At 62.5% G+C, this 26289-nt stretch carries 24 protein-coding genes; 14 read left to right on the top strand and 10 right to left on the bottom strand.

The window, feature by feature from the left end:
• Positions 1-18: 18 nt before the first annotated feature.
• The gene (locus AC58X1_RS09095; protein WP_101321683.1) at positions 19-834 is read right to left on the bottom strand and encodes an MlaA family lipoprotein; all 816 of its coding nucleotides are present in this window, start codon (positions 832-834) and stop codon (positions 19-21) included.
• Positions 827-2125, bottom strand: coding sequence for an alpha/beta fold hydrolase family protein (locus AC58X1_RS09090; protein WP_447732830.1), 1299 nt, complete (start codon positions 2123-2125; stop codon positions 827-829). Before AC58X1_RS09090 ends, AC58X1_RS09095 begins: the two co-directional genes overlap by 8 nt.
• Positions 2126-2355: 230 nt before the next feature.
• Here AC58X1_RS09090 and AC58X1_RS09085 point away from each other — a divergent pair, with 230 nt between their 5' ends.
• On the top strand, positions 2356-2733 hold the full coding sequence (locus AC58X1_RS09085; protein ID WP_312391633.1) for a hypothetical protein: 378 nt from the start codon (positions 2356-2358) through the stop codon (positions 2731-2733).
• Between the two features lie 3 nt (positions 2734-2736).
• On the opposite strand, the gene AC58X1_RS09080 is transcribed toward AC58X1_RS09085, so the two are convergent.
• Entirely contained in the window at positions 2737-4296 is a 1560-nt protein-coding gene (locus AC58X1_RS09080) for a glycoside hydrolase family 17 protein (protein WP_150572548.1), read from the bottom strand.
• 206 nt (positions 4297-4502) lie between these two features.
• Here AC58X1_RS09080 and AC58X1_RS09075 point away from each other — a divergent pair, with 206 nt between their 5' ends.
• The 3 genes from AC58X1_RS09075 (at position 4503) to AC58X1_RS09065 (ending at position 7539) form a co-directional block, all read left to right on the top strand.
• Complete coding sequence (locus tag AC58X1_RS09075) at positions 4503-5351, top strand: glycine betaine ABC transporter substrate-binding protein (protein WP_150572549.1); 849 nt, start codon at positions 4503-4505, stop codon at positions 5349-5351.
• Positions 5352-5566: 215 nt separating this feature from the next.
• Complete coding sequence (locus tag AC58X1_RS09070; RefSeq protein WP_101321679.1) at positions 5567-5878, top strand: DUF485 domain-containing protein; 312 nt, start codon at positions 5567-5569, stop codon at positions 5876-5878.
• A complete protein-coding gene (locus AC58X1_RS09065) occupies positions 5875-7539 on the top strand; it encodes a cation acetate symporter (protein ID WP_259078944.1) in 1665 nt (554 codons plus the stop codon). Before AC58X1_RS09070 ends, AC58X1_RS09065 begins: the two co-directional genes overlap by 4 nt.
• An 82-nt stretch (positions 7540-7621) precedes the next feature.
• On the opposite strand, the gene AC58X1_RS09060 is transcribed toward AC58X1_RS09065, so the two are convergent.
• A complete protein-coding gene (locus tag AC58X1_RS09060) occupies positions 7622-7780 on the bottom strand; it encodes a DUF3309 family protein (protein ID WP_178080836.1) in 159 nt (52 codons plus the stop codon).
• Between the two features lie 197 nt (positions 7781-7977).
• Between AC58X1_RS09060 and AC58X1_RS09055 the strand changes: the two genes are divergently transcribed.
• The 3 genes from AC58X1_RS09055 to csrA all read left to right on the top strand — a co-directional run bounded on the left by AC58X1_RS09055 (position 7978) and on the right by csrA (position 10171).
• Positions 7978-8784 carry an SDR family oxidoreductase gene (locus tag AC58X1_RS09055; RefSeq protein WP_101321676.1) on the top strand — a complete coding sequence of 269 codons (807 nt, stop codon included), beginning with the start codon at positions 7978-7980 and terminating at the stop codon, positions 8782-8784.
• 50 nt (positions 8785-8834) lie between these two features.
• Complete coding sequence (locus AC58X1_RS09050) at positions 8835-9167, top strand: YnfA family protein (protein ID WP_188035424.1); 333 nt, start codon at positions 8835-8837, stop codon at positions 9165-9167.
• 824 nt (positions 9168-9991) lie between these two features.
• Entirely contained in the window at positions 9992-10171 is a 180-nt protein-coding gene (gene csrA / locus AC58X1_RS09045) for a carbon storage regulator CsrA (RefSeq protein WP_101321675.1), read from the top strand.
• Between the two features lie 33 nt (positions 10172-10204).
• Here the strand turns inward: csrA and AC58X1_RS09040 are convergent, their stop codons facing one another.
• From AC58X1_RS09040 to mnmC, 5 genes are all read right to left on the bottom strand, one after another.
• Entirely contained in the window at positions 10205-10432 is a 228-nt protein-coding gene (locus AC58X1_RS09040) for a YheU family protein (RefSeq protein WP_101321674.1), read from the bottom strand.
• Positions 10433-10493: 61 nt separating this feature from the next.
• The gene (locus tag AC58X1_RS09035) at positions 10494-11678 is read right to left on the bottom strand and encodes an osmoprotectant NAGGN system M42 family peptidase (protein WP_101321673.1); all 1185 of its coding nucleotides are present in this window, start codon (positions 11676-11678) and stop codon (positions 10494-10496) included.
• A gap of 64 nt (positions 11679-11742) precedes the next feature.
• On the bottom strand, positions 11743-13488 hold the full coding sequence (gene ngg / locus AC58X1_RS09030; RefSeq protein ID WP_497428719.1) for an N-acetylglutaminylglutamine synthetase: 1746 nt from the start codon (positions 13486-13488) through the stop codon (positions 11743-11745).
• Between the two features lie 3 nt (positions 13489-13491).
• Positions 13492-15279, bottom strand: coding sequence for an N-acetylglutaminylglutamine amidotransferase (locus tag AC58X1_RS09025; protein ID WP_103438222.1), 1788 nt, complete (start codon positions 15277-15279; stop codon positions 13492-13494).
• A 141-nt stretch (positions 15280-15420) separates the two neighbouring features.
• Complete coding sequence (gene mnmC, locus AC58X1_RS09020; RefSeq protein WP_497428718.1) at positions 15421-17397, bottom strand: bifunctional tRNA (5-methylaminomethyl-2-thiouridine)(34)-methyltransferase MnmC2/FAD-dependent 5-carboxymethylaminomethyl-2-thiouridine(34) oxidoreductase MnmC1; 1977 nt, start codon at positions 17395-17397, stop codon at positions 15421-15423.
• A 123-nt stretch (positions 17398-17520) separates the two neighbouring features.
• On the opposite strand from mnmC, the gene pap reads away from it, so the two are divergent.
• Together pap and AC58X1_RS09010 are read left to right on the top strand one after the other, a co-directional pair.
• The gene (pap, locus tag AC58X1_RS09015) at positions 17521-19014 is read left to right on the top strand and encodes a polyphosphate:AMP phosphotransferase (RefSeq protein ID WP_401181997.1); all 1494 of its coding nucleotides are present in this window, start codon (positions 17521-17523) and stop codon (positions 19012-19014) included.
• 161 nt (positions 19015-19175) lie between these two features.
• Positions 19176-20135: a DMT family transporter gene (locus AC58X1_RS09010; RefSeq protein ID WP_150570905.1), complete on the top strand. Its 960-nt coding sequence runs from the start codon at positions 19176-19178 to the stop codon at positions 20133-20135.
• 149 nt (positions 20136-20284) lie between these two features.
• On the opposite strand, the gene AC58X1_RS09005 is transcribed toward AC58X1_RS09010, so the two are convergent.
• A complete protein-coding gene (locus tag AC58X1_RS09005; protein ID WP_101321667.1) occupies positions 20285-21679 on the bottom strand; it encodes a class II fumarate hydratase in 1395 nt (464 codons plus the stop codon).
• Positions 21680-21833: 154 nt separating this feature from the next.
• Here AC58X1_RS09005 and AC58X1_RS09000 point away from each other — a divergent pair, with 154 nt between their 5' ends.
• From AC58X1_RS09000 to AC58X1_RS08980, 5 genes are all read left to right on the top strand, one after another.
• Positions 21834-22355 (top strand): DUF2059 domain-containing protein, encoded by a 522-nt coding sequence (locus AC58X1_RS09000; protein WP_101321666.1) that lies wholly within the window; start codon positions 21834-21836, stop codon positions 22353-22355.
• 10 nt (positions 22356-22365) lie between these two features.
• Positions 22366-22662: a BolA family protein gene (locus AC58X1_RS08995; protein WP_101321665.1), complete on the top strand. Its 297-nt coding sequence runs from the start codon at positions 22366-22368 to the stop codon at positions 22660-22662.
• 180 nt (positions 22663-22842) lie between these two features.
• A complete protein-coding gene (gene trhO, locus AC58X1_RS08990; protein ID WP_101321664.1) occupies positions 22843-23775 on the top strand; it encodes an oxygen-dependent tRNA uridine(34) hydroxylase TrhO in 933 nt (310 codons plus the stop codon).
• Positions 23776-23778: 3 nt separating this feature from the next.
• Complete coding sequence (locus AC58X1_RS08985) at positions 23779-24411, top strand: DsbA family protein (RefSeq protein WP_497428717.1); 633 nt, start codon at positions 23779-23781, stop codon at positions 24409-24411.
• Complete coding sequence (locus AC58X1_RS08980) at positions 24404-26236, top strand: ABC transporter ATP-binding protein (protein WP_150571406.1); 1833 nt, start codon at positions 24404-24406, stop codon at positions 26234-26236. The genes AC58X1_RS08985 and AC58X1_RS08980 overlap by 8 nt, the downstream gene beginning before the upstream one ends.
• Positions 26237-26289 lie beyond the last annotated feature (53 nt).

The following is a 26289-nucleotide window of genomic DNA, read 5'->3' as shown; positions in this document are numbered from 1 at the left end:
CGGCCCCAAATATGCTGATTACTCGGCGATCTGCAGTTTGCGCGCCTGGGTGTAGACGTAGCGCACCTTCTCGTATTCGAACGGCGAATTCAGCTGGCCATAACGGAAGGCAGTGGTGTAGCGCTTGTCCACAGCCCGTAGGAACAGGATCTCCGGGTGATCGCTGGTGAAATTGGCCATGTCCAGGTAGTTGATCGACTGTTCGCCGGCGTAGTCCACCACCACCCCGGTGGTGTCGCGCAGGTTCGATGGGCCGAGGATCGGCAGCATGATGTACGGCCCGTCGGGTACACCATAGAAGCCCAGGGTCTGGCCGAAGTCTTCACTCTGGCGCGGCAGGCCCATCTTGGTCGCCGGGTCCCACAGGCCGCCGACACCGATGATGGTGTTGAACATCAGCCTTGCAGTGATCTTCGCCGACCGCTCGGCCTTGAGCTGCAACACGCTGTTGAACAGGTTAGGCACATCGCCAAGGTTGCTGAAGAAGTTGCTCACCCCGGTACGCACGAAGCGCGGCGTGATCGCGGTATAACCGTCGACGGCAGGCAGCAGCACCCACTGATCGAAGCGATAGTTGAAGTGGTAGATGCGCCGGTTCACCGACTCCAGCGGATCGTAGACATTCAGCGCGGTCAGGGTCGAGCGTTCGAACTCACGCTGGTCCAGCCCAGGGTTGAATTTGAGCGAGCGCAACGGGTCGAGAAAGCCATCGCTTTGCTCGACCGGCGCATCGGCCACGTTGGCATCGATCACGCTGGTACGCGGCGCGATCTCCTCGGCCTGGGCATACCCGGCGGCGAGCAAAGCGGTGACGAGCAGCAGTCGTTTAACCACGGAAGAACTCCAGCATGGCGTCGCTGTTGACGCGGTAATTGAGGTTGCCGCAATGGCCGCCGTGCGGGTACAGGGTCAGCCGATCGCCAAATACTTTACGCAGAAAACCGATATCGCCAGGGCCGAGGATCAGGTCGTCGGCATTGTGCATGACGGCAATCTTCGGGCTTTTGCTCAGGTAGCCTTCAAGGGCGTACAGGCTGGCTTGATCGACCAGTTGCAGCACGCTGCCACCGTCGGTGCGCACGCGCCACATCGGGATCACCTGCTCGGTCAGGTAGCACTCGAAGTCGCACTGCAGGGCGCGCTTGAACGCCGGGGTCAAGCTGGTGCCTTCGGTGATCGGCTGCTTTGGCGGGGTAATCAGGCCGCGGCGGTTGATCAGGTCGGAGGTAAAGGCAATGTCGGCCGCCGAGAAGCGGAACGAAGTGCCGATCAGCATCGCCATCTGCTCGTTGGACAGGTGCTCGCGCGAGCGCTGGAAGTCATACAGCAGCGCGTCGTTGAGGTCGATGTAGCCCTTGTCCTGGAAGTAACGGGTGAGCTTTTCCAGCATCAGTTCGTAGAACGTGGTGCTGCGGTCGATGCCCTTGACCTGGGTCTGCACCAGCTTGTCGAGGTTGCTCACCGAGGTGTAGAGGTTGACCGGCGGGTTGAGCAGCAGCACGCGCTTGAAGTTGAAGCTGCGCCGGGTTTCGTCCAGATGGCTGACAAACGCCGCATCGAGGGCGCCGAGGCTGTAGCCGGTGAGGTAAAAGTCCTTGATCGGCAGGCGCGGGTGCTGCGCGCGCACCGCCTGCATGACCCGGTACAGGTCCTCGGCATCTTCTTTGGTCACGCCTGGGGTGGCGAAGCGCGAGGCGGCGCTCATGAAGTCCCAGCTGGTCGGCGACGACAGCTGCACGACATGGAAGCCAGCCTGGTAGTAGAGCTTTTTCAGGTATTCGTTGGTCGAGCTGCTGTAGGGCGCGCCGGTGCCGGCAATGATGAAGATCAGCGGCGCTTGGTGGTCCTGGCGGGCCATGCGGTACTTGAGCTTTTTTACCGGCCAGAAGTTGTCCGGCAGGGTGAACTCACGCTCCGGACGCAGGGTGAGGCTGTAGTCGGCCTGGGTGATGTCATCATCACTGGGCAGCGTCGGCCGCAGTTCAGGCGGGGTGGTGGCAATCGTCGCCTCGAACGGGTTGGTCAAGGGAAAGCCATAGCTGGCGGCGTCGATATCCCGCGCCGAGGCGGCCGCAGCCATAAGCAAGCCACCCAGAAGGGCAGCGAGGCGCAGTGATCGAAGCATTGAATCCCCCAGAATATTCGGCAAGGCATGACGGTACGCAGGCTCTGACCACGGCCCAGCAGGCAAAGTTGCCGGGTGTATGGCCATTTGTTATGCCAGTTTTTACCGCGCCAGTGAATAGTGCGGTAACAATCGCTCTGTGCAACATAGCGGCTGCCGGGAAATCTTGCCTTGCACAGATGTCGCCAGTGATTATGCTGGCGTTTGTTTACATTTGCCCGGAGATCTTCATGCCTCGTTCATTGCCCGTCATTGTCCTGCTGCTGTGCCTGCCGTTGTGGCTGGCGGCCAGCTATGGCGTGCGCTACGGGCTGATGGAGGACGGCCAGTGGGTTGGCCTGTGCGGCGTACCTGCGCAGTATTGGCAATGCCAGGTGCGCTCGCTGCTGGGCCTGGCGATTCATTTTCAGCTGATTGCCTGGCTGGCTGTGGCCCTGAGCGTGCTCGCGCAACTGCTCAAAGGCCGCGCCGGCTGGTATCTGGCCGCAGTCGGCTTGCTGTTCGGGCTCAGCGCGCTGGTGCTGTATACCGCCAGTATCGCCGTGTTCGCGGTGGTCCTGGCCGGCTTGCGCCTGGTGCGTCAGGCACAAGGCGCCAGGCAGGCATGAAGGTCAGCGCTTACGCAAACTGCGCCACAACGCGCCGACCATCAGTACGCTGACCACTGCCCAGGCCCAGGCTTGCTGGTTGGCCAGCCCTTCACGGTACAGCTGTGGCAGCACCCCGGCGCCGATGATGAATGCCAGCAAGGCCACCTCGGCCCGACGCGCCACGACTGGTCGCAGCAAGTACACCAGCGCCGGCAACAGCAACGAGGCAGTCGGGAAGCTGCGATAGCGCGGCTCGAAGACCATCGCCAGCATGCTCACTGCAGCGGCAAAACCCGCCGCCAGCAGCAGCCAGCCGGCGCGCGCTTCAAACCAGGCAAACAGCCGCTCACGCCAACCCTGGCGCTGCGCCAAGGCCAGCAGGGCGTGGGCCAGCACCAGCAGGTTCAGGCCTGCCAGCAACACTGCCCACAGCCATTCGCCGGCAAAGCGTGCGTTGGTCCGCATCAATTCGCCCCATAAGCCAAGGCTGGCAGCACCAATCGCTGCAAGCAACGGCAGCAGCAGTGCGGCCCGGGCATTGACCGGGCGCCCGGCAAACAGCAGTGCCGCCAGCAGCAACAGCGCACTCGCCGCCAACCACTGTGGCCACAGAGCCAGGTTGCTGACCGGCCCTTCGAGAATGCCTTTATCCTGCCGGTCGGCGTCGTACAACCCCCAGTAACCGCCCACCGCACCTTCGCTGGCACGCTTCCAGGGCTGGTCGAAGGCTTCGATCAGGTTATAGCTCCAGTCGTTCTGCTCTGCCATCGCTACAAAACCGCGAATGAAGCGTGCCTCGTTGACCCGGCTGGGCAGCGCGGTTTCACGCTGGCGGCCTTCGCTGGGCCAGCCGGTCTCGCCGATCATGATCTGCTTGGGCGCAAAACGGGCGCCGAATACCTGGCGCACCTCGGCGACATGGGCCAATGCCTGGTCGATGCTGCGTGGGTCATCTTCCCAGTACGGCAGCAGGTGAATGGTCAGGAAGTCTACTGCCGGCGCGATCTGTGGATGCTGCAGCCAGAATTCCCAGACATCGGCGTAGGTCACTGGCACCGTGACCTGTGCCTTGACCCGCTTGATCAGCTCGGCCAGGCGCTCGCCGGTGACTTCCTTGCGCAGCAGGGTCTCGTTGCCGACGATAACCGCACTGACCACATCGGGGTTGGCATTGGCGGCGGCAATAAGCAATGCGACTTCCTTGTCACTGTCGACCGGATTGGCATTCACCCAGGCGCCGAGCATGACTTTCAGGCCATGCTTGCGCGCCAGCGCCGGGATCGCCTCAAGACCGGTCATCGAATAGGTGCGGATGCACTGAAAACGTTCGGCCAGCAGGGCCAGGTCGGCGTCCATCCGCGCCGGGCGCAGGCGAAACGGCTGGTCGAACGGCGATTGGTCCTTGTCGAACGGGGTGTACGAGGCGCACTGCAGTTTATGCGTCGGGCTGGCGGCGTCGGGCAGCAGCACCGGCTTGCCCAGCCCGTACCAGAGCGCGCCCAGCCCGGCGAGGGCGAGCAGGCAGGCGAATACAAAGAGCGGCAGCAGATTGCGGGCGGAGCGGGGCATGGGGCGGTCCATCGTCAGGCGCAAAGGGCTAGATGATAGCCGCAAATCGCCGGCGCCAACGCATTGGCATGCAAGGATCGCGCAGGCCAATGTCGGCCGATGGCGCTAATGGCCAAGTGCTGTCGCATCTGGTTAAGGTAGAGGTCGCGGCTGGAGCAGGTCGCGCTTTGTTGCAGGTTGATGATGCTATCTCCGAGACCTGACGAGGGGATGCATTGATGAACATGCGACGTATGCTGGGGGTGGGGTCCGCCCTGTTGTTGGCCATGAGCGCTGGGCAGGCCATGGCTAAAGAAGTAAGCATCGGTTATGTCGATGGCTGGGCCGACAGTGTTGCGACCACCAACGTCGCCGCCGAGGTTATCAAGGAAAAGCTCGGCTATGACGTCAAGCTGCAGGCAGTGGCGGCCGGGATCATGTGGCAAGGGGTTGCCACCGGCAAACTCGATGCGATCCTCTCGGCCTGGCTGCCGGTGACCCATGGTGAATACTGGGCCAAGAACAAGGACAAGGTGGTCGACTTCGGGCCTAACTTCAAAGACGCCAAGATTGGCTTGATCGTGCCTGAGTACGTCAAGGCCAACAGCATCGCAGACCTCAAGACCGACACCAGCTTCAAACAGAAGATCGTCGGCATCGACGCAGGTTCGGGCGTGATGATCAAGACCGAGCAGGCGATCAAGGATTACGACCTGACCGGTTACAAGCTGCAGGCCAGTTCCGGCGCCGGCATGACCGCCGAACTGGGCCGCGCCGAGAAAAAGCAGGAGTCGATTGCTGTTACCGGTTGGGTGCCGCACTGGATGTTCGCCAAGTGGAAACTGAAGTTCCTCGAAGACCCGAAAGGCGTGTTTGGGGCGGCTGAAACCGTCAACAGCATCGGCAGCAAGGACCTGGAGAAAAAGGCCCCGGAAGTTGCAGCTTTCCTGAAGAAGTTCCAGTGGCAGTCCAAGGATGAGATCGGCGAAGTCATGCTGGCCATTCAGGATGGCGCCAAGCCAGAACAAGCGGCCAAGGATTGGGTCGCCAAACACCCTGAGCGCGTGGCGGAGTGGACTGCCAAGTAACGCGTTGAACGAGCCATAGCAGCATCGCCGCCCAAGGTTGAGTCGTCACCTTGGGCGCGCTGTTTTCAGCTGAAAAAGCGCTGCGCTGCCTGAGGTTTGTTACCAAAACCGCAAAACACTCTTGCATCTAAGACTAAGGTCGTCTGGTTGGCGTCCAACAGCAGCATAAAGTTACAGGTGGGTTATCCATAATCTGTGCTGCTAGGACAAAAACAATGAACGACAGCATTTACCTCTCGATACAGAACAGTCCGCGCTTCAAGGAACTGGTCAGCAAACGCGAGCGATTCGCCTGGATTCTTTCGGCAATCATGCTCGGCCTCTATTGCGGATTCATCTTGCTCATCGCCTATGGCCCGCACCTGCTCGGCGCCAAGATCAGCCCAGAGTCGTCCATCACCTGGGGTATCCCCCTGGGCGTCGGCCTGATCCTTTCAGCCTTTGTGCTGACCGCCATCTATGTGCGTCGCGCCAACGGCGAGTTCGACGAACTGAACAAGGCAATTCTGGCGGAGGCCAAGCAATGATGCGACCTACCAAAACTTTGGCCGTATTGGCCTGCGGTGTCTTCGCACCCGCTGTGTGGGCGGCTGACGCGCTCACTGGCGAGGTGCAGAAACAGCCCCTGAACATGGCTGCCATTCTGATGTTCCTGGCCTTTGTGTTGTTCACCCTGGGGATTACCTACTGGGCTTCGAAGCGCAACAAGTCAGCCTCGGACTACTACGCAGCCGGCGGCAAGATCACCGGTTTCCAGAACGGCCTGGCGATTGCCGGTGACTACATGTCTGCGGCGTCCTTTCTGGGTATTTCCGCGCTGGTGTTCACCTCCGGTTACGACGGCCTGATCTACTCGATCGGCTTCCTGGTCGGCTGGCCGATCATTCTGTTCCTGATCGCCGAGCGCCTGCGTAACCTGGGCAAGTACACCTTTGCCGACGTGGCGTCCTATCGCCTCGGGCAAAAACAGATCCGCACCCTGTCGGCCTCCGGTTCGCTGGTGGTGGTAGCGTTCTACCTGATCGCGCAGATGGTCGGTGCCGGCAAGCTGATCGAGCTGCTGTTCGGCCTGGACTATCACGTTGCGGTGATTCTGGTCGGCATCCTGATGTGCATGTACGTGCTGTTCGGCGGCATGCTGGCGACCACCTGGGTGCAGATCATCAAGGCAGTGCTGCTGCTGTCCGGTGCCAGCTTCATGGCGCTGATGGTGATGAAACACGTCAACTTCGACTTCAACACGCTGTTCTCCGAAGCGATCAAGGTACACGCCAAGGGTGAAGCGATCATGAGCCCGGGTGGCCTGGTCAAAGACCCGATTTCGGCGTTCTCGCTGGGCCTGGCACTGATGTTCGGTACCGCCGGCCTGCCGCACATCCTGATGCGCTTCTTCACCGTCAGCGATGCCAAGGAAGCGCGCAAGAGCGTGCTGTACGCCACCGGCTTCATTGGTTACTTCTACATCCTGACCTTCATCATCGGCTTCGGCGCGATCCTGTTGGTCAGCACCAACCCGGACTTCAAGGACGCCGCCGGCGCACTGCTGGGTGGCAACAACATGGCTGCGGTGCACCTGGCTGACGCTGTGGGTGGCAGTATCTTCCTCGGCTTCATCTCGGCAGTCGCTTTCGCCACCATCCTGGCAGTGGTTGCCGGCCTGACCCTGGCCGGTGCCTCGGCGGTGTCGCATGACCTGTATGCCAGCGTCTGGCGCAAAGGCAAGGCCAACGACAAGGATGAGATCCGGGTGTCGAAGATCACCACGATCTTCCTCGGCGTGCTGGCGATCGGGCTGGGCATTCTGTTCGAGAAGCAGAACATTGCCTTCATGGTTGGCCTGGCGTTCTCCATTGCTGCCAGCTGTAACTTCCCGGTACTGCTGCTCTCGATGTACTGGAAGAAGCTGACCACCCGCGGTGCAATGATTGGCGGCTGGCTGGGCCTTATCAGTGCCGTTGGCCTGATGATCCTTGGCCCGACCATCTGGGTGCAGATCCTCGGTCATGAAAAGGCCATCTACCCGTACGAATACCCAGCACTGTTCTCGATGCTGATTGCCTTCGTCGGTATCTGGTTCTTCTCGGTCACCGACAAGTCCAAGGAAGCGGTCAACGAGCGTGCGCTGTTCTTCCCACAGTTCGTCCGTTCGCAAACCGGCCTGGGCGCCAGTGGTGCGGTTTCTCACTAACCGCTTGACCCAATAAAAAACGCCCCGCATTGCGGGGCGTTTTTTTATTGTGCGGCTGGCAGGTCAAGCTGCCAGCGCCGGGTCATATCATGCCAAGCAGCAACAGCACCAACAGAACCACCAGGACCGCACCAATGATGCCGGACGGGCCATAGCCCCAGCTGCGCGAGTGAGGGAAGACTGGCAAGCCGCCAACCAGCAGCAGAATCAGGATGATGATGAGGATCGTGGTCATGGGCAGAATCCTTGCGTGTTTTCGTGGGGGAAGGGGCCGGGCAATCCTGGCCGCTTACATTTCCGACCTCGGCTGTTACAAGAAAATTCAATTGATTATCTGCCTTGGCGGCATGTTCGCTCATTCAGCATTTCGATAGCGCACCAGGCCCTGGCCGGCCTTGGCTAGACTCGCGCTATTGCCCACCAAACAAGGCCTGCAGCATGCACAAGCGAATGATGATTACCGGCGCCGGGTCTGGCCTCGGCCGTGAAATTGCCCTGCGTTGGGCGCGCGAGGGTTGGCGCCTGGCGCTGGCCGATGTCAACGAGGCCGGTCTGCGCGAGACTCTTGAGCTGGTGCAGGCGGCTGGTGGCGAAGGTTTTGTGCAACGTTGTGACGTGCGCGACTACAGCCAGCTGACGGCGCTGGCCCAGGCCTGCGAGGAACGCTTTGCCGGCATCGACATGATCGTCAACAATGCCGGGGTTGCTTCGGGCGGGTTTTTTGCCGAGTTGTCGCTGGAGGACTGGGACTGGCAACTGGCGGTCAACCTGATGGGCGTGGTCAAAGGCTGCAAGGCGTTTTTGCCATTGCTCGAGCGCAGCCAGGGACGAATCGTCAACATCGCCTCGATGGCAGCATTGATGCAGGGGCCGGGCATGAGCAACTACAACGTGGCCAAGGCTGGGGTGTTGGCGTTGTCGGAGAGCCTGCTGGTCGAGCTGCGTCAGGTGCAGGTAGCGGTGCATGTGGTGTGCCCGTCGTTCTTCCAGACCAACCTGCTGGATTCTTTCCGCGGGCCGGACCCAGCGATGAAAGCTCAGGTGGGCAAGTTGCTCGAAGGCTCGCCAATCAGTGCTGCCGAAATTGCCGACTACATGCATGAGCGGATTGCTGCTGATGAGTTTTTGATCCTGCCGCATGAGGCGGGTCGTGCTGCCTGGAAACTCAAGTGCCAGACGCCGGAATTGTTGTATGCCGAGATGGCGGGGATGGCGGTGAAGATGCGGGCCAAGGCGCGGCAGTAGTCGGCGAGTGAGGTATGCTCGGCAGCTTTGAATCTGCACGGGCGTGGGCTGTGGTCAATTACTTCTGGTTCTTTCTTGCGGCGTTGTTCGAGATTGGCGGGTGCTATGCGTTTTACCTGTGGCTGCGGTTGGGCAAGAGTGCCTGGTGGGTGGTGCCGGCGCTGGTCAGCCTGAGTGTTTTTGGGTTGATATTGACCCGGGTCGAGGCCGCCTACGCGGGACGGGCTTATGCGGCTTATGGCGGGATCTATATTGTTTCTTCGCTGCTTTGGCTGGCACTGGTTGAGCGGGTTCGGCCGTTGGGCAGCGATTGGCTTGGGGCGCTGTTGTGTCTGGTTGGGGCCACGATTATTGTGTTTGGGCCGCGGTTGCAGCAGGGGTGATGGGGCTTATCCGGTTGTGGGCTTATCCATTTGATTTGTATGCAGTTCTGGCCCCTTTCGCCCTTACGGCGAGTCACTTTTTTGGCAGACGCCCCAAAAAAGTAACCAAAAAAGGGCTTGGCTCCACATCCGGCCCCTTCGCTGCGCTGCGGGGTTCCCTCGCTTCGGTCTTGCTCCCGGGAGGACCGCGCTGTACGGCCCCTCCTGGGCCGCAGCGCTTGCCGGCCATCCATGGCCGTCACCTCCCTCCGCAAAACCTGCGCTCGGCCTCCTGAGTCGCCGGTAGATCAAGAGCAAGATCAAGAGCACGCCTCGCTGCGCTGGCGCAGATCAAGAGCGGGGGCCGCTTTGCGGCCCTTCGCGGGTGAACCCGCTCCCACAGGGTTCGCGTTGGCCGGGGGTGTGTGGTCATTGTGGAGACGAGGCTGCTGCAGCGCTGGACCAAAGGGATCAATGCTGACCTGAGACCCCTCAGATCCCTGTGGGAGCGGGTTCACCCGCGAAGGGCCGCAAAGCGGCCCCGGTTTTTGACTGTCGCTTTTGATCTGCCCCAGCGCAGCGCAGGGGGCATATGTGGGAGCCAGGCCTTTTTGGTTACTTTTTGGGGCGTTTGCCAAAAAGTAACTCGCCGTAAGGGCGAAAGGGGCCAGTCCCACCCATCGATAAACCGGATAAGCCCACAATAACCCTGAAACACCCACCCCAAACTTGTAGGGATTTTTACCCTCAAGCGTAGGACCGATCTATTTAGCAGGAGCAACGTTGTGTAGGCGAATGTACCCGGTGCAGTCTCCAATCTTCCCTGGAACGAGGAGGATCAAAGCATGCTGGTACTGACTCGCGAAGTTGGCCAGGTCATCGCCATCAACGATGACATCCAGATCGTGGTAGTAGCGATCGACCACGGCATCGTCCGCCTGGGCATCGACGCCCCACGCGACCTACCCGTACACCGCTGTGAAATCTACAAGCGAATCAAAGCCCGCGAAGTGCGGGAGCAGTAAAAAAAGGGGGACCGGCTCGCAGCCCCCACAGCATTACTCGAACAGCTCCTTGGGCACATCATGCTTGGCCAGCAGCTGGCACTGCTGGCTTTCCAGATCAAACAGGATAAACGCCTGACCCTTGGCCAACGCCTGGCGCACCCGCAGCACACGGGTTTCCAGCGGCGTGTCATCGCCGTTATCGGTGCCTTCGCGAGTCACGAAGTCCTCGATCAGGCGGGTCAGGGTTTCAGCTTCGAGTTGGTCGTAAGGGATCAGCATGGGCAACTTCGTAGATTGATCGACAATCCCGCCATGCTACGCGATTCGCGCACCACAGGCGTCACAGCTTGTTACCCAAAAGGCTGTCGACCGGCGGCACACGGGTATCGCTCTCCATCTGCGCGTCATGCTCTATCTGGTGACTGAAGCGCTCCAGCGAAGCATTGGTCGGGTTCGAATCGCTGGCAAACACCGGTGGGCTGAGCAGATAACCCGAGAGCAGCCGGCTGAGGGTTGCCAGGCTGTCGATATGGGTCCGCTCATACCCGTGGGTGGCATCGCAACCAAACGCCACCAGCGCCGTGCGGATGTCATGGCCCGCCGTAACCGCCGAGTGCGCATCGCTGAAGTAGTAGCGGAACAGATCGCGGCGTACCGGCAGTTGCTGGTCGTTGGCAAGCTTGAGCAGGTGCCTCGACAGGTGGTAATCGTACGGCCCCGACGAATCCTGCATCGCCACGCTCACCGCATGCTCGCTGGAGGCCTGCCCAGGTGCCACCGGCGCAATGTCGATGCCGACAAATTCACTGACGTCCCACGGCAATGCACCTGCAGCACCAGAGCCAGTCTCTTCGGTGATGGTGAACAGCGGGTGGCAGTCGATCAGCGGCTGCTGGCCGCTTTCCACCACCGCCTTGAGCGCAGCAAGCAGCGCTGCCACACCGGCCTTGTCGTCGAGGTGGCGGGCGCTGATATGGCCGCTTTCGGTGAACTCGGGCAGGGGATCGAAGGCGACGAAGTCACCAATCGAGATCCCCAACGCCTCGCAGTCGGCGCGGGTCGCGCAGTAGGCGTCCAGGCGCACTTCAACGTGGTCCCAGCTGATCGGCATCTGGTCGATGGCGGTGTTGAATGCATGCCCGCTGGCCATCAGCGGCAACACGCTGCCGCGGAACACACCGGTGTCGGTAAAGACGCTGACCCGGCTGCCCTCGGCAAACCGGCTCGACCAGCAGCCGACCGGCGCCAGGGCCAGGCGGCCGTTGTCCTGCAACTGGCGCACGCTGGCGCCGATGGTGTCGAGGTGGGCTGATACAGCGCGGTCAGGCGAACTTTGCCGACCTTTGAGGGTGGCGCGGATAGTCCCGCGGCGGGTCAGCTCGAAAGGAATGCCCAGCTCATCCAGACGTTCGGCGACATAGCGCACGATGGTATCGGTAAAGCCGGTCGGGCTGGGGATGGCGAGCATTTCCAGCAGGACACGTTTCAGGTAGTCCAGATCCGGTTCGGGGTGGGTTACAGACATAGTCACTCCTCGGCGGTGGGGCAGGGTGGCCTGACGCGGTTACCGCGCAGGCCCCCTGGGTGATTCAGGCTGGCGCCCGGCTGTGCGGAAACAGCAGATCGACAAAGCGCTCGGCCGTGGGTTGCGGTTCATGGTTGGCCAGGCCAACGCGCTCGTTGGCTTCGATGATCACGTAGTCGGGCTGGCTGGCATCGCCCACCATGAAGTCCAGGCCGACCACTGGAATATCCAGCGCCCGCGCCGCGCGCACGGCGGCATCGGCCAGGGCCGGATGCAAACGTTCGGTGACATCTTCAAGAATGCCGCCGGTGTGCAGATTAGCCGCACGGCGTACCGCCAGGCGCTCGCCTGCCGGCAGAATATCGCCGTACTCATAACCTGCCGCACGCACGGTGCGCTCGGTTTCTTCGTCCATGGGGATGCGGCTTTCGCCGGCCGTGGCAGCCTCGCGGCGGCGGCTCTGGGCTTCGATCAGCGCCTTGACGCTGTGCGTACCGTCACCGATAACCTGTGCCGGGTGGCGAATGGCTGCGGCCACCACTTCGTGGCCAATGACCACGATGCGCAGGTCATACCCCGGATGGAAGCTCTCGAGCAGTACACGGCTATCAAAACGCTGGGCGTGTGCGACGGCCTGGGAAACCTCCTCAAGCGTGGTCAGATTGACCGCTACCCCCTGGCCTTGCTCGCCATCGACCGGCTTGACCACTACCGCGCCGTGCTCTTCCAGAAACGCCAGGTTGTCGTCGGCATTGCCCGCCAGCTGTTGCACCGGCACCTTCAGCCCGGCCTTTTCCAGCGCGTGCTGGGTCAGGCGCTTGTCCTGGCAGAGGGTCATGCTGACGGCGCTGGTGAGGTCGCTGAGCGACTCGCGGCAGCGTACCCGGCGCCCGCCCAGGCTGAGGGTGAACAAGCCGGCCTTGGCGTCGTCGACCTGCACTTCGATGCCGCGGCGGTGGGCTTCGTCAACAATGATGCGCGCGTACGGGTTGAGCTCGGCCTCAGGCCCAGGCCCGAGGAACAAGGTCTGGTTGATGCCGTTCTTGCGCTTGACGGCAAAGGTCGGCAAGTTGCGAAAGCCGAGCTTTTCATAAAGGCGCTTGGCCTGGCGGTTGTCATGCATCACCGACAAATCCAGATAGGCCAGCTCGCGGCTCATGAAGTGCTCGATCAAATGCCGTACCAGCACCTCGCCAACTCCAGGCCGGCTGCAGCGCGGGTCGACGGCCAGGCACCAGAGGCTGCTGCCATGCTCGGGGTCATCGAACGACTTGCTGTGATTGAGGCCCATCACGCTGCCGATCACAGCATGGGTGTCTTCATCCTCGGCCAGCCAGTACACCGGCCCGCCTTGATGGCGCGGGGTGAGCAGCTCGGCGTTGACCGGGAGCATGCCGCGCGCCTGGTACAGTGCATTGATCGCCTGCCAGTCGCTTTCGCTCTGTGCCCGGCGAATACGAAAACCGCGGAACACCCGCTGCGCCGGGCGGTAGTCGCTGAACCACAGGCGCAGGGTGTCCGAGGGGTCGAGAAACAGCTGTTGCGGAGCGTGCGCCAGTACCTGATGCGGCGCCGCCACGTAGAGGGCAATGTCGCGTTCACCGGCGGCTTCTTCCAGCAGCGCCTGTGCCAGGCAGCTGGGGTCCGGGTAGGTATGGCCGATCAGCAGCCGGCCCCAGCCGCAGTGGACTGCTCGCGGCTGGTCGTGCGGCTCGCTGCCGTCTTCGGCCAGGCGCGCCTGCAGCCGCGCGTAGGAGGGGGCCTGGCCGCGCAGCAAGCGCTGGCCGTAGGCTGTTTCGTGGGCTTTCATCGATCAGATTCCTTGTTCACTGAGCCACAGGTTCAGTGCCGCCAACTGCCACAGCTTGGAGCCGCGCAGTGGGGTCAACTGGCCATGCGGATTGCTCAGCAGCTTGTCGATCATGGCCGGGTTGAACAGGCCACGGTCCTGGCTTGGGTCGGTCAGCAGGTCGCGCACCCAACCCAGGGTGGCGCCTTCCAGGTGCTTGAGGCCAGGGACCGGGAAGTAACCCTTCTTGCGGTCGATCACCTCATGCGGGATGACCCGACGTGCGGCCGATTTGAGCACCTGCTTGCCGCCATCGGGCAGCTTGAAGCGTGCCGGGATCCGCGCCGAGAGTTCCGCCAGGCGATAATCGAGGAACGGCGTGCGCGCCTCCAGGCCCCAGGCCATGGTCATGTTGTCGACGCGTTTGACCGGGTCATCGACCAGCATCACCGTGCTGTCCAGACGCAACGCTTTGTCTACCGCATCGGCCGCGCCAGGGCGGGCGAAATGCTCGCGAACAAAATCACCGGCTGCGTCGTTGTCCAGCAGCCACGGTGCTTGCACCGTCTCGCGGTATTCGGCATGGCTGCGGTCAAAGAACGCATCGCGGTAGGCCGAGTACGGGTCCGCTGCGCCATCGACCTGCGGGTACCAGTGGTAACCGGCAAACAGCTCATCGGCACCCTGGCCGCTCTGTACGCCCTTGCAGTGCTTGGCGACTTCACGCGATAGCAGATAGAAAGCGATGCAGTCGTGGCTGACCATCGGTTCGCTCATGGCGCGGAACGCCGCCGGCAACTGGTCGATGATTTCGTGTTCATCGATGCGCAGTTGGTGGTGACGAGTGCCATAGTGACGGGCGATCAGGTCGGAAAATTCGAACTCGTCGCCGCGCTCGCCGCCAGCATCCTGGAAGCCGATCGAGAAGGTCGACAGATCGTCCACGCCAACGTCGCGCAGCAGACCGACCAACAGGCTCGAATCGACACCACCTGACAGCAGTACACCGACATCCACCGCAGCGCGTTGGCGAATCGCCACAGCATCGCGGGTGGCATCGAGGACGCGGGTGGTCCAATCCTCCAGGTCGAGCTTCTGCTCGTCGGCATTCGGCCCGTACTTGAGCTGCCACCAGGTCTGACGTTCGACTTCGCCGTGGCGGTCGACACGCATCCAGGTGCCAGGTTCGAGCTTTTGCACATTGGCCAGCAAGGTGCGCGGCGCCGGCACCACAGCGTGGAAGTTGAGGTAGTGATTGAGTGCGACCGGGTCGATCACCGGGTCGATATCGCCGCCTTTGAGCAGTGCCGGCAGGGTCGAGGCAAAGCGCAGGCGCTCACCGTTGCGCGACAGGTACAGCGGCTTCACGCCAAGGCGGTCACGGGCCAGGAACAGGCGCTGGGTGTCGCGCTCCCAAATGGCCAGCGCGAACATGCCGTTGAGCTTGGGCAGCAGCGCGGCGCCCCAGGCGTGATAGCCCTTGAGCAGCACTTCGGTGTCGCCGTCGGACCAGAACGTATAACCCAGGTCGAGCAGCTCCTGGCGCAGTTCCGGGAAGTTGTAGATGGCGCCGTTGAACGCCAGCGACAGGCCGAGGTTGTTGTCGACCATCGGCTGCGCCGAGCCGTCGGACAAGTCCATGATCTTCAAGCGCCGATGGCCGAGGGCAATCGGCCCTTGGCTATGGAAGCCCCAGGCATCCGGGCCGCGTGGGGCCAGATGGTGGGTGATGCGCTCAACCGCAGCCAGATCCGCGGGGCGCGGGGCCTGATTGATCGGGGTAAAACGTAACTCTCCAGCTAATCCGCACATAAGTCCTTACCGGTTTTGCCGTTGGGGAAGGTGCCTCGCCGGATGACGGGCACTTAGGTAGTGACCGGAGCGGTTTCTGAGAGTTTTATATCAATCGGTTATAAGGGATGAATGGTCGGTGGGCTGCAAGCAGCCCGTTGCTCAGGCCTTGCCGCGAATCAGGGCGCGTAATGCAAAGCGATTCGGGTGGCACGCTTCAGCTACCGACCGCGGCACCGGCAAGGGTTCGCCACAGATCCAGGCCGCCAGCAACTCACCGCTGAGCGGGGCGGTGATCAGGCCTCGCGAGCCATGCCCGGTGTTTACATACAGGCCATCCAGCCACGGGCAATCGACTGCAGGCAATTGCCGAGCATCCTTGCGCAACATGGCATAGGCCTCGTTGAAGCCTTGAGCGTCAGCAATCGGCCCGACGATCGGCAGATAGTCCGGGCTGGTGCAGCGAAACGCCGCGCGCCCTTGCAGCAGTGCCGGGTCCAGTGTGGCCAGCTGCAGACGTTGACCGAGGTCGGTAGAGATTTCTTCAAGCAGCTCGAGGTTGCCTTGGTGCTCGGCCACGGTCGGGGTCAGGTCGTCGCTGTGGAAGTCAAAGCTGGCGCCAAGCGTGTGTTCGTCTTCACGCACCGGCGCCACATAGCCTTCAGCACAGACCACTGTGCTCAATGCACGGCTCTCGGCAGTGGCCGGCAAGCGGGTGATCTGCCCACGGATGCGTTTGAGCGGCAGCTCGGCGCACGGCGCAAAAGCGCGCACGTCGGCCGCGCCGGCCAGCACCACCACCGGCGCAGTGGCCAGCAGACGCGCGCCCGTCCAGGCTTGCCAGAGGCCATCGACCTGGCGCAGCTCGAGCACTTCCTGATGCACCTTTACTTCAATGCGCGGGTGCTGCAATTGCGCAGCGCACAGCGCCGGCGGGTGCACCCAGCCACCCTGTGGATAAAACAGGCCGCCACTGGCCAGGCTGACCCCTGCCACCTGCTCGGCCTCGAGCTGGCTCAGCGGGCGCAGCAGGCTGCTGTCGAAGGCGCCAGCGAGCTTGGCCTGACGCGCGGCTTCCTTGTCATCGAAGGCCAGTTGCAGCACGCCGCAAGCATCCCAGTCGCGTCCGCGCTGCATGCGCTCCAGATAACGGCGGGTGTAGCCGAAGCCGGCGACGATCATCTGCGACAGCGCTGTGCCATGGGCAGACAGCTTCAAATACAGCACGCCTTGCGGGTTGCCCGAGGCTTCCTGTGCAGGCGCAGCATGGCGCTCCAGCACAGTGACCTGCCAACCTCGTGTGGCCAGGCTGGCGGCGCTGGCGCTGCCAGCCAGCCCGGCGCCGATCACCAGCGCCTGGCGCGGGCCGCTGGTGGCTGTTGGGCGGGCGTACCACGGTGCCGTGGCGGTCACCGCCGGCTGGCCGCTGTAGTGGCCGTGCATCACCTCCCACTTGGTGCCCAGCCCAGGCACCTTCTTCATGCTGAAGCCGGCCTCGATCAGGCTCCGGCGGACCCAGCCGGTGGTGGTGAAGGTGCCGATGCTGGTGCCTGCATGCGACAGCCGCGCCAGTTGCGCGAACAGCTCGGGGGTCCACATGTCGGGGTTTTTCGCCGGCGCGAAACCGTCGAGGAACCATGCGTCGATGCGCGCATCGAGCAGCGGCAGTTGCTCGAGTACATCACCGATCAGCAAGGTCAGGGTCACCCGGCCGCCGTCGAAACTGAACTGCTGAAAGCCCGGATGCACTGCCACGTACTGGTCCAGCAGCGGCTGCCAGTAAGCCGCCAGCTCCGGCCACAGCTTAACGGCGCGGCTCAGGTCGGCAAGGCTCAACGGGTACTTTTCGACGCTGACGAAATGCAGGCGGGCGCCGCCCGTGGCCTGCTCGGCAAACAGCTGCCAGGCGCAGTAGAAGTTCATCCCGGTGCCAAACCCGGTCTCGCCGATCACCAGGCAGCCATCGGCTGGCAGCTCGGCAAAGCGCTGGCGCAGGCGGTTGCCTTCGATGAACACGTATTGGGTTTCGAGGCTGCCTTCAGTGGTGGAGAAGTACACGTCGTCGTATTGCCGCGAGTGCGGGCGGCCCTGATCGTCCCAGTCAATCTGGGCGTGCTGGGGGAGGGTAGGGTCTGGCATGGTCGGCTCGGCGGCAGCGGAAGCGGGATTTTAAGCCATTGCGCAGGTCTTAGGCTGCACGCAAGCGCATAAATCGCTGCCGATCCGCTAGTCTTGTCATTCCAATGAAGGAGCCACGCCAGCATGTTCGAATCTGCGCAAATCGGTCACCACATCGACAAGGACACCTTTGATGCTGCAGTGCCGGCGCTGCGCGAGGCGCTGCTCGACGCTCAGTACGAGCTCAAGCAGCAGTCTCGCCTACCGGTGATCATCCTCATCAATGGCATCGAAGGCGCCGGCAAGGGTGAGACGGTCAAGTTGCTCAACGAATGGATGGATCCGCGCCTGATCGACGTGCTGACCTTCGACCAGCAGACCGACGAAGAACTGGCCCGGCCGCCCGCCTGGCGCTATTGGCGGGCGCTGCCACCGAAGGGCCGGATGGGGGTGTTTTTCGGCAACTGGTACAGCCAGATGCTGCAAGGCCGGGTGCATGGCCAATTCAAGGACGCCGTGCTCGATCAAGCGATTGCCGGCGCCGAGCGGCTGGAACAGATGCTCTGCGATGAAGGCGCGTTGATCATCAAGTTCTGGTTTCACTTGTCCAAGAAGCAGATGAAGGTGCGCCTCAAGACCCTGCGCGACGACCCGCTGCACAGCTGGCGGATCAGCCCGTTGGACTGGCAACAGTCGCAGACCTACGACCGCTTCGTGCGCTTCGGCGAGCGCGTGCTGCGCCGCACCAGCCGCGACTATGCGCCCTGGCACGTGATCGAAGGCGCCGACCCGCATTACCGCAGCCTGGCCGTCGGCCAGATCCTGCTGGAGAGCATGCAGGCCGCGCTGGCCGTGGACCCCAAGGCCAAGCACAAGGGCAACGTCGCCCCGCTGGGCCGCAGCATCGACGACCTCAACCTGATCAACGCGCTGGATTTGAGCCAGCGCCTGGACAAGAAGGACTACGAGCAGCAACTGGTCAGCGAACAAGCGCGCCTGGCCGGTTTGCTGCGTCACAAACACATGCGCAAGCATGCTCTGGTCGCGGTGTTCGAAGGCAACGATGCGGCCGGCAAGGGCGGCGCGATCCGCCGTGTGGCCGCTGCGCTCGACCCACGCCAGTACCGCATCGTGCCGATTGCCGCACCCACTGAAGACGAGCGCGCCCAGCCTTATCTGTGGCGGTTCTGGCGGCATGTGCCGGCGCGCGGCAAGTTCACCATCTTCGACCGTTCGTGGTATGGCCGGGTGCTGGTGGAGCGGGTGGAGGGTTTTTGCACGCCTGCCGACTGGATGCGCGCCTACGGTGAAATCAATGACTTTGAAGAGCAACTGAGCAACGCCGGCGTGGTAGTGGTCAAGTTCTGGTTGGCGATCGATCAGCAGACCCAATTGGAGCGCTTTGAAGAGCGCGAGCAAATACCCTTCAAACGCTACAAGATCACCGAAGATGACTGGCGCAACCGCGAAAAATGGGACGTCTATACCGAAGCTGTCAGCGATATGGTCGACCGCACCAGCACCGAGATTGCACCCTGGACGCTGGTCGAGGCCAATGACAAGCGCTGGGCGCGGGTCAAGGTCCTGCGCACCATCAACGAGGCGTTGGAAGCAGCCTTCGCCAAGCACAAGAAGTAACCGCAAACGGCCTGCCTGCGGCGTCGCGCCCAGCGCGCAGCAGGTAGGCATGCCGCCAGGGAATGACCTGATGCATTTTTTTCCAGTCATTTTAGACCTGTCACACCCGCCAAGCCCTTAGACTGCAATCACCCCCACCACGGGCTTTGATCGAGGACGTTATGCACACCACTTCCGGACGCTGGGTCCATGGCCTGCTATTGGCACTGTTGACCGCGCTGCTCTGGGGCATCCTGCCGATCAAGTTGAAGCAGGTCCTGCAGGTGATGGATCCGGTCACGGTGACCTGGTATCGCCTGCTGGTATCCGGTGGTCTGTTGTTCATCTGGCTGTCGGCCAAGCGCCGCCTGCCGCCATTTGCCGGCCTGGGCCGCAAGCGTACCGGCCTGGTAGCGCTGGCCATCTTCGGCCTGCTCGGCAACTACGTGCTGTACCTGATCGGTCTCAAGCTGCTCAGCCCCGGCACTGCCCAGCTGGTGGTGCAGATCGGCCCGGTGCTGTTGTTGGTGGCCAGCGTATTCGTATTCAGGGAGCGCTTCAGTTGGGGCCAGGGCATGGGTCTGGTCGTGCTGCTGATGGGCTTTGGGCTGTTTTTCAATCAGCGCCTGGCCGAGCTGCTGGGGTCGTTGGGCACCTACACCACGGGTGTCTTGACCATTTTGCTGGCGACCAGCATCTGGGTGTTTTATGCGCTTAGCCAAAAACAGCTGCTGACCGTATGGAATTCGCAGCAGGTGATGATGGTGATCTACCTGGGGTGCGCGGCGCTGCTGACGCCCTGGGTGCATCCGCTCGAGGCGCTGCAGTTGAGCCCCTTGCAAGGCTGGCTGCTGTTGGCCTGCTGTTTGAATACCTTGGTGGCTTACGGCGCGTTCGCCGAGGCGCTGGCGCACTGGGAGGCGTCGCGGGTCAGTGCGACATTGGCGTTGACGCCCTTGGTGACGTTTGTCGCTGTAGCGCTGGCTGCGTGGCTGTGGCCGGAGTATGTGCATGCCGAACAGATCAATGCGCTGGGTTATATCGGCGCGGTGACGGTAGTGCTGGGTTCGGCGCTGGTGGCGTTGGGGCCGTCGCTGCTGGCCAGTTGGCGAGCGCGGCGTGCGCGGTTGCAGGTTGGTTGAGGATTGTTGGCCGCTAATAATGATGGGGGGCGCTGCGCACCCCTTCGCGGGTAAACCCGCTCCCACAGAGGACTGAGCTTGACCTGCTGGCCAGTGTCCTGTGGGAGCGGGTTTACCCGCGAAGGGCTGCTTTGTAGCCCCCGACTCACTCAGCCCTTGGCGCCAGGCGCCAACATGTTTTCCGGGCGCACCCACTGATCGAATTGCTCATTGGTCAAGTACTGCAACGCCAGGGCAGCTTCGCGCAAGGTCGTTCCTTCGCTGTAAGCCTTCTTGGCAATCTCTGCCGCCTTGTCATAACCAATATGCGGGTTCAGCGCAGTCACCAGCATCAAACCACGCTCAAGGTGCTCGGCCATCTGCTCGGCATCCGGCTCGATGCCGGCCACGCAGTGCTGCTGGAAGTTGCTGCAGCCGTCGGCGAGCAGGTTGATCGACTGCAGCAGGTTGTGAATGATCACCGGCTTGTACACGTTTAGCTGCAGATGCCCCTGGCTGGCGGCAAAGCCAATGGTGACGTCGTTGCCCAGCACCTGGCAGGCGAGCATCGACAACGCCTCGCACTGAGTTGGGTTGACCTTGCCGGGCATGATTGAGCTGCCCGGTTCGTTGGCCGGCAGGCGCACCTCGGCCAGCCCTGCACGTGGGCCGGAGCCTAACAGGCGCAAGTCGTTGGCGATTTTCATCAGGGCTACGGCGAGTGATTTCAGCGCGCCGGCCAGGTTGACCAGCGGCTCATGCCCGGCCAGGGCGGCAAACTTGTTCGGCGCAGTGACGAAGGGCAGCCCGGACAATGCCGCCAGCTCGGCGGCGACGGCTTCGGCAAAGCCATGCGGTGCGTTCAGGCCGGTGCCCACAGCCGTGCCGCCCTGGGCCAGTTCATAAACTGCCGGCAGCGCTGCGCGAATCGCTCGCTGGGCGTAGTCGAGCTGGGCGACGAACGCCGAGATCTCCTGGCCGAAAGTGATCGGCGTGGCGTCCATCATGTGCGTGCGGCCAGTCTTGACCAGTTTGTGATGGCGCGCAGACAGCTCGGCCAGCCCCGACGACAGCTCGGCAATCGCTGGCAGCAGCTTGTCGTGCACTGCCTGCGCCGCGGCAATGTTCATCGCGGTGGGGAAGCAATCGTTCGAGCTCTGCGAGCGGTTGACGTGATCATTCGGGTGTACCGGCGACTTGCCGCCGCGGCCCTGGCCGGCCAGCTCGTTGGCGCGCCCGGCGATCACTTCATTGACGTTCATGTTGCTTTGGGTGCCGCTGCCGGTCTGCCACACGACCAACGGGAACTGCTCGTCCAGCTGGCCATCGAGCACTTCGTCGGCGGCCTGTTCGATCAGCCGGGCGATATCCGCCGGCAGGTCACCGTTGCGGTCGTTGACCCGTGCGGCGGCCTTCTTGATCAGCGCCAAGGCGTGCGAAACGGCCAGCGGCATGCGCTCCTGGCCGATGGCGAAGTTGATCAGCGAGCGCTGGGTTTGCGCGCCCCAGTAGGCGTCCTGAGGAACTTCGACCGGGCCCAGGCTGTCTGTTTCGATACGGCTCATGCGGCGTTCACTCCATAATCGTCTGAATCCGCAGTTTAGGCCCCGATTCGACCGAGCGGTTCAATCGCTCATCGTGCTACTTGAGTAGAGCGCCCGGCGCGGCGCAGAATGCTCGTCTCTGAGGTACTCGCCTCCCTTTCCTGAAGGATTTGCAATGACCCGTCTCCGTGTCCTTTGTGCCGCCGTCGCCCTGGCCTGCGCCAGCGGTTCGGTTCTTGCCGCAACCCCTGCGCACAACCAAGCCGCCGAGAAGTTCCTGACCCTGGCCAATGCCGACAAGCTGGGCACTCCGGTGTACATGCAGGTGCAGCAGATGTTTGCCCAGCGCTTCGAGCAGACCAAGGCGCCAGCCTCCAAGAAAGCCGTGCTCGACAGCTACCAGGCCAAGGCCAACGCTGCTCTGGACAACGCCATTGGCTGGAAAAAGCTCAAGCCGCAGATGGTCAACCTGTACACCGCGACCTTCACCGAAGGCGAGCTGCAGGACCTGGTCAAGTTCTACGAGTCGCCATTGGGCAAGAAAGTCCTGCGCGAAATGCCCAAGGTCACTCAGCAGTCGGCCCAGCTGACCCAGCAGAGCCTGGAGCCAGCGGTACCGGTGGTCAACAAGCTGCTTGAAGACATGACCAAAGAGCTCGACCCGAACGCTGGCAAAGCCGCTCCTGCGAAGAAGTGAGCCAACGCTGATGAACATGCAGCAACGCATCGAACAGCAACTGGCGGCATTGGCCAACGTGCACCTTGAGGTGCTCGACGAAAGCCACATGCACAGCCGTGGGCTGGAGACGCACTACAAGGCGGTGCTGGTCAGCGAGCAGTTCGCTGGCCTCAACAGCGTCAAGCGCCACCAGCGGGTGTACGCGACCATGGCCGATCTGATGGGGCAGATTCATGCCCTGGCCATTCACACCTACACCCCTGAGGAGTGGGCCAAGGTTGGCGCAGCACCGGCATCGCCGGTGTGTGCTGGCGGCGGTCACTGAAACCTCCCAGGCATTCTGGTAAACTGCGCAACATCCCCGTGGGAGCGGTGGTGCGTTGACCCGAGCTGTTTTCAGCCTGGGTCAGCGCATCGCCGCTCCCATGTGTGTTTCAAGGCCACCCGCTCAAACTGTCATTCCGGTCCGCCCCTTACGAGGGTGACCACCTGGAGAACTCGTTACATGTCACAAGCTATCGTCGTCGCGGCGCTGTACAAATTCGTCACCCTGGAAGACTACCTCGAACTGCGCGAGCCGCTGCTCAAGGCCATGCTCGACAACGGCGTCAAAGGCACTCTGCTGCTGGCGCTGGAAGGCATCAACGGTACCGTCTCGGGCACCCGCGAAGGGATCGACGGCCTGCTCCAGTGGTTGCGCAGCGACCCGCGCATGGTCGACATCGATCATAAAGAGTCGTACTGCGACGAGCAGCCGTTCTACCGCACCAAGGTCAAGCTGAAAAAAGAGATCGTGACCCTTGGCGTGCCTGGCGTGGACCCAAACCACAAGGTGGGCACCTACGTTGAGCCCAAGGACTGGAACGCCCTGATCAGCGACCCTGAGGTGCTGTTGATCGACACCCGCAACGACTACGAAGTGGCGATCGGCACCTTCAAGGGCGCGGTCGACCCCAAGACCGAGACCTTCCGCGAGTTTCCCGAGTACATCAAGGCCAACTTCGACCCGAGCAAGCACAAGAAGGTGGCAATGTTCTGCACCGGCGGCATCCGCTGTGAAAAAGCCTCCAGCTATATGCTCGGTGAGGGCTTCGAGGAGGTCTATCATCTCAAGGGAGGCGTGCTGAAGTACTTCGAAGAAGTGCCTCAGGAAGAGAGCCTGTGGGATGGTGACTGCTTCGTCTTCGACAACCGCGTCACGGTGCGTCACGACTTGACCGAGGGCGAGTACGACCAGTGCCATGCCTGCCGCCACCCGATCAACGCCGAAGAGCGTGCGTCCGAGCATTATTCGCCAGGCGTCAGTTGCCCGCATTGCTGGGACAGCCTGAGCGAGAAGACTCGCCGCAGCGCCATCGACCGGCAGAAACAGATCGAACTGGCCAAGGCGCGCAACCAGCCACACCCGATTGGTTTCAACTACAAAGCCGAGGCCTGAGGCATGTCTGCACGCCTGCTGTATGTGATGGACCCGATGTGCTCCTGGTGCTGGGGGTTCGCCCCGGTGGCCGCGGCGCTCATCGCCCAGGCAGCCGATGCCGGCGTGCCGACGCGGCTGGTGGTGGGCGGCCTGCGCTCGGCCAGCAGCGCCTTGGATCTCTCTACTCGGCGCTACATCCTCGAGCATTGGCAGGCGGTCGCCGAAGCCACCGGTCAGCCGTTTCGATTCGACGACGCGCTGCCCGATGGTTTTGTCTATGACACCGAGCCGGCCTGCCGTGCGCTGGTTGCTGCGCGCGAACTCGACGCCGCACGCGCCTGGTCGTTGCTGGCGCTGATTCAGGCGGGTTTCTACGAGCAAGGCCTGGACGTAACCCGCCCGCCGCAACTGGTCGACCTGGCCGAGCAGGCCGGCTTTGACCGCGCGCAATTCGCTGAAGCGCTGATTCGCAGCGAAACCCGCAGTGCTACCGCCGCTGATTTCAGCTGGGTGCAAGACCTGGGTATTGCCGGTTTCCCGACCCTGCTGGCCGAACGTAACGGTCAACTGGCCTTGCTGACCAACGGCTATCAGCCGCTGACCAGCTTGCAGCCTTTGCTCGGCCGCTGGCTGCAGCAGGCCGCGTGTGCTTGACCTGCCGGGGTCGCCCGACCCTGTTCCGGGGAAGCCTCATGGCGCCCCTGATCGGCTGAGTTGGGCAGAAATCCGCCGGCTGGCACTGCATCACCGCAAGGCCTTGTGGGGCGCCAACCTGGTGGCGATGCTGGCGGTGCTGTCCAGCGTGCCGATTCCGTTGCTGCTGCCACTGCTGGTCGATGAGGTGCTGCTGGGCCACGGCGACGCTGCACTCAAGTGGATGAATCATCTCCTGCCTAGCCACTGGCAGCAGGCAACCGGCTATATCGGCTTGATGCTCGCGGTGACCTTCTGCCTGCGGGTTTGCGCGCTGGCCTTCAACGTGGTTCAGGCCAAGCTGTTTGCCGGCCTGGCCAAAGACATCGTCTACCGCCTGAGGATTCGCCTGATCGAGCGCCTCAAGCGTATCTCGCTCAAGGAATACGAAAGCCTGGGCAGCGGCACCGTGGCCACTCACTTGGTCACTGACCTCGACACCCTGGACAAGTTTGTCGGCGAAACCCTCAGTCGCTTCCTGGTGGCGATGCTGACCCTGACCGGCACTGCGGCAATCCTGCTGTGGATGCACTGGCAGTTGGCGTTGTTGATTTTGCTGTTCAACCCGCTGGTGATCTACTTCACCGTGCAGCTGGGCAAGCGCGTCAAACACCTGAAGAAACTCGAGAACGACAGCACTGGCCGCTTTACCCAGGCGCTGACCGAGACGCTGGATGCCATTCAGGAAATCCGCGCCGGCAACCGTCAGGGTTATTTCCTCGGTCGGCTTGGCCTGCGCGCCCGTGAAGTGCGTGACTACGCCGTGGCCTCGCAGTGGAAAAGCGATGCCAGCGGGCGCGCCAGCGGCTTGTTGTTCCAGTTCGGCATCGACATCTTCCGCGCTGCGGCGATGCTCACCGTGTTGTTCTCCGACCTGTCGATCGGGCAGATGCTCGCTGTGTTCAGCTACCTGTGGTTCATGATCGGCCCGGTCGAGCAGCTGCTCAACCTGCAATACGCCTACTACGCCGCCGGTGGCGCGCTGAGCCGCCTCAACGAGCTGCTGGCGCGCGAGGACGAGCCGCAGTACGCCGCTGCCAGCGATCCGTTTGCCGGGCGCGACACGGTTGGCATCGAGGTGCGCGACTTGCGTTTCTCCTACGCTGACGAGCCGGTGCTGGAGCACCTCGATCTGTCGATTGCGCCAGGCGAAAAGGTCGCGATTGTCGGCGCCAGCGGCGGCGGCAAGAGCACCCTCGTTCAGTTGCTGCTGGGTCTTTACACCGCTCAGGCCGGGACCATTCGTTTCGGCGGCGCCAGCCTGCAGGAGATTGGCCTGGAGACCCTGCGCGAAAACGTTGCGGTGGTGCTGCAGCATCCGGCCTTGTTCAACGACAGCGTGCGCGCCAACCTGACCATGGGCCGCGAATGCAGTGACGAAGCCTGTTGGCAGGCGCTGCGCATCGCCCAGCTCGACAGCACCATCAGTGCCTTGCCGCAGGGCCTTGATAGCGTCGTTGGCCGCTCTGGTGTGCGCCTGTCCGGCGGCCAGCGTCAGCGCCTGGCGATTGCCCGGATGGTCCTCGCAGAGCCTAAGGTGGTGATCCTCGACGAAGCCACCTCGGCCCTCGATGCCGCCACTGAATACAACCTGCATCAGGCCCTGGCGCGGTTTCTCAGTGGCCGTACCACGCTGATCATCGCCCACCGGCTTTCGGCGGTTAAGCAGGCCGACCGGGTCCTGGTATTTGACGGCGGGCATGTGGCCGAAGACGGTGATCATCAGCAATTGATTGCTGACGGTGGGCTTTACGCCAAGTTGTACGGCCATCTGCAGCAAACCTGAGCAGTGGCTGGCGCCGGCGGCGGTGCATGAGCAGGAAAATCCTGCACTTTTTG

Source organism: Pseudomonas sp. PGPR N4 (genome assembly GCF_059693665.1).
Note: the sequence above shows the minus strand (reverse complement) of the source record. Positions and strands in the feature narration are given on the sequence as shown.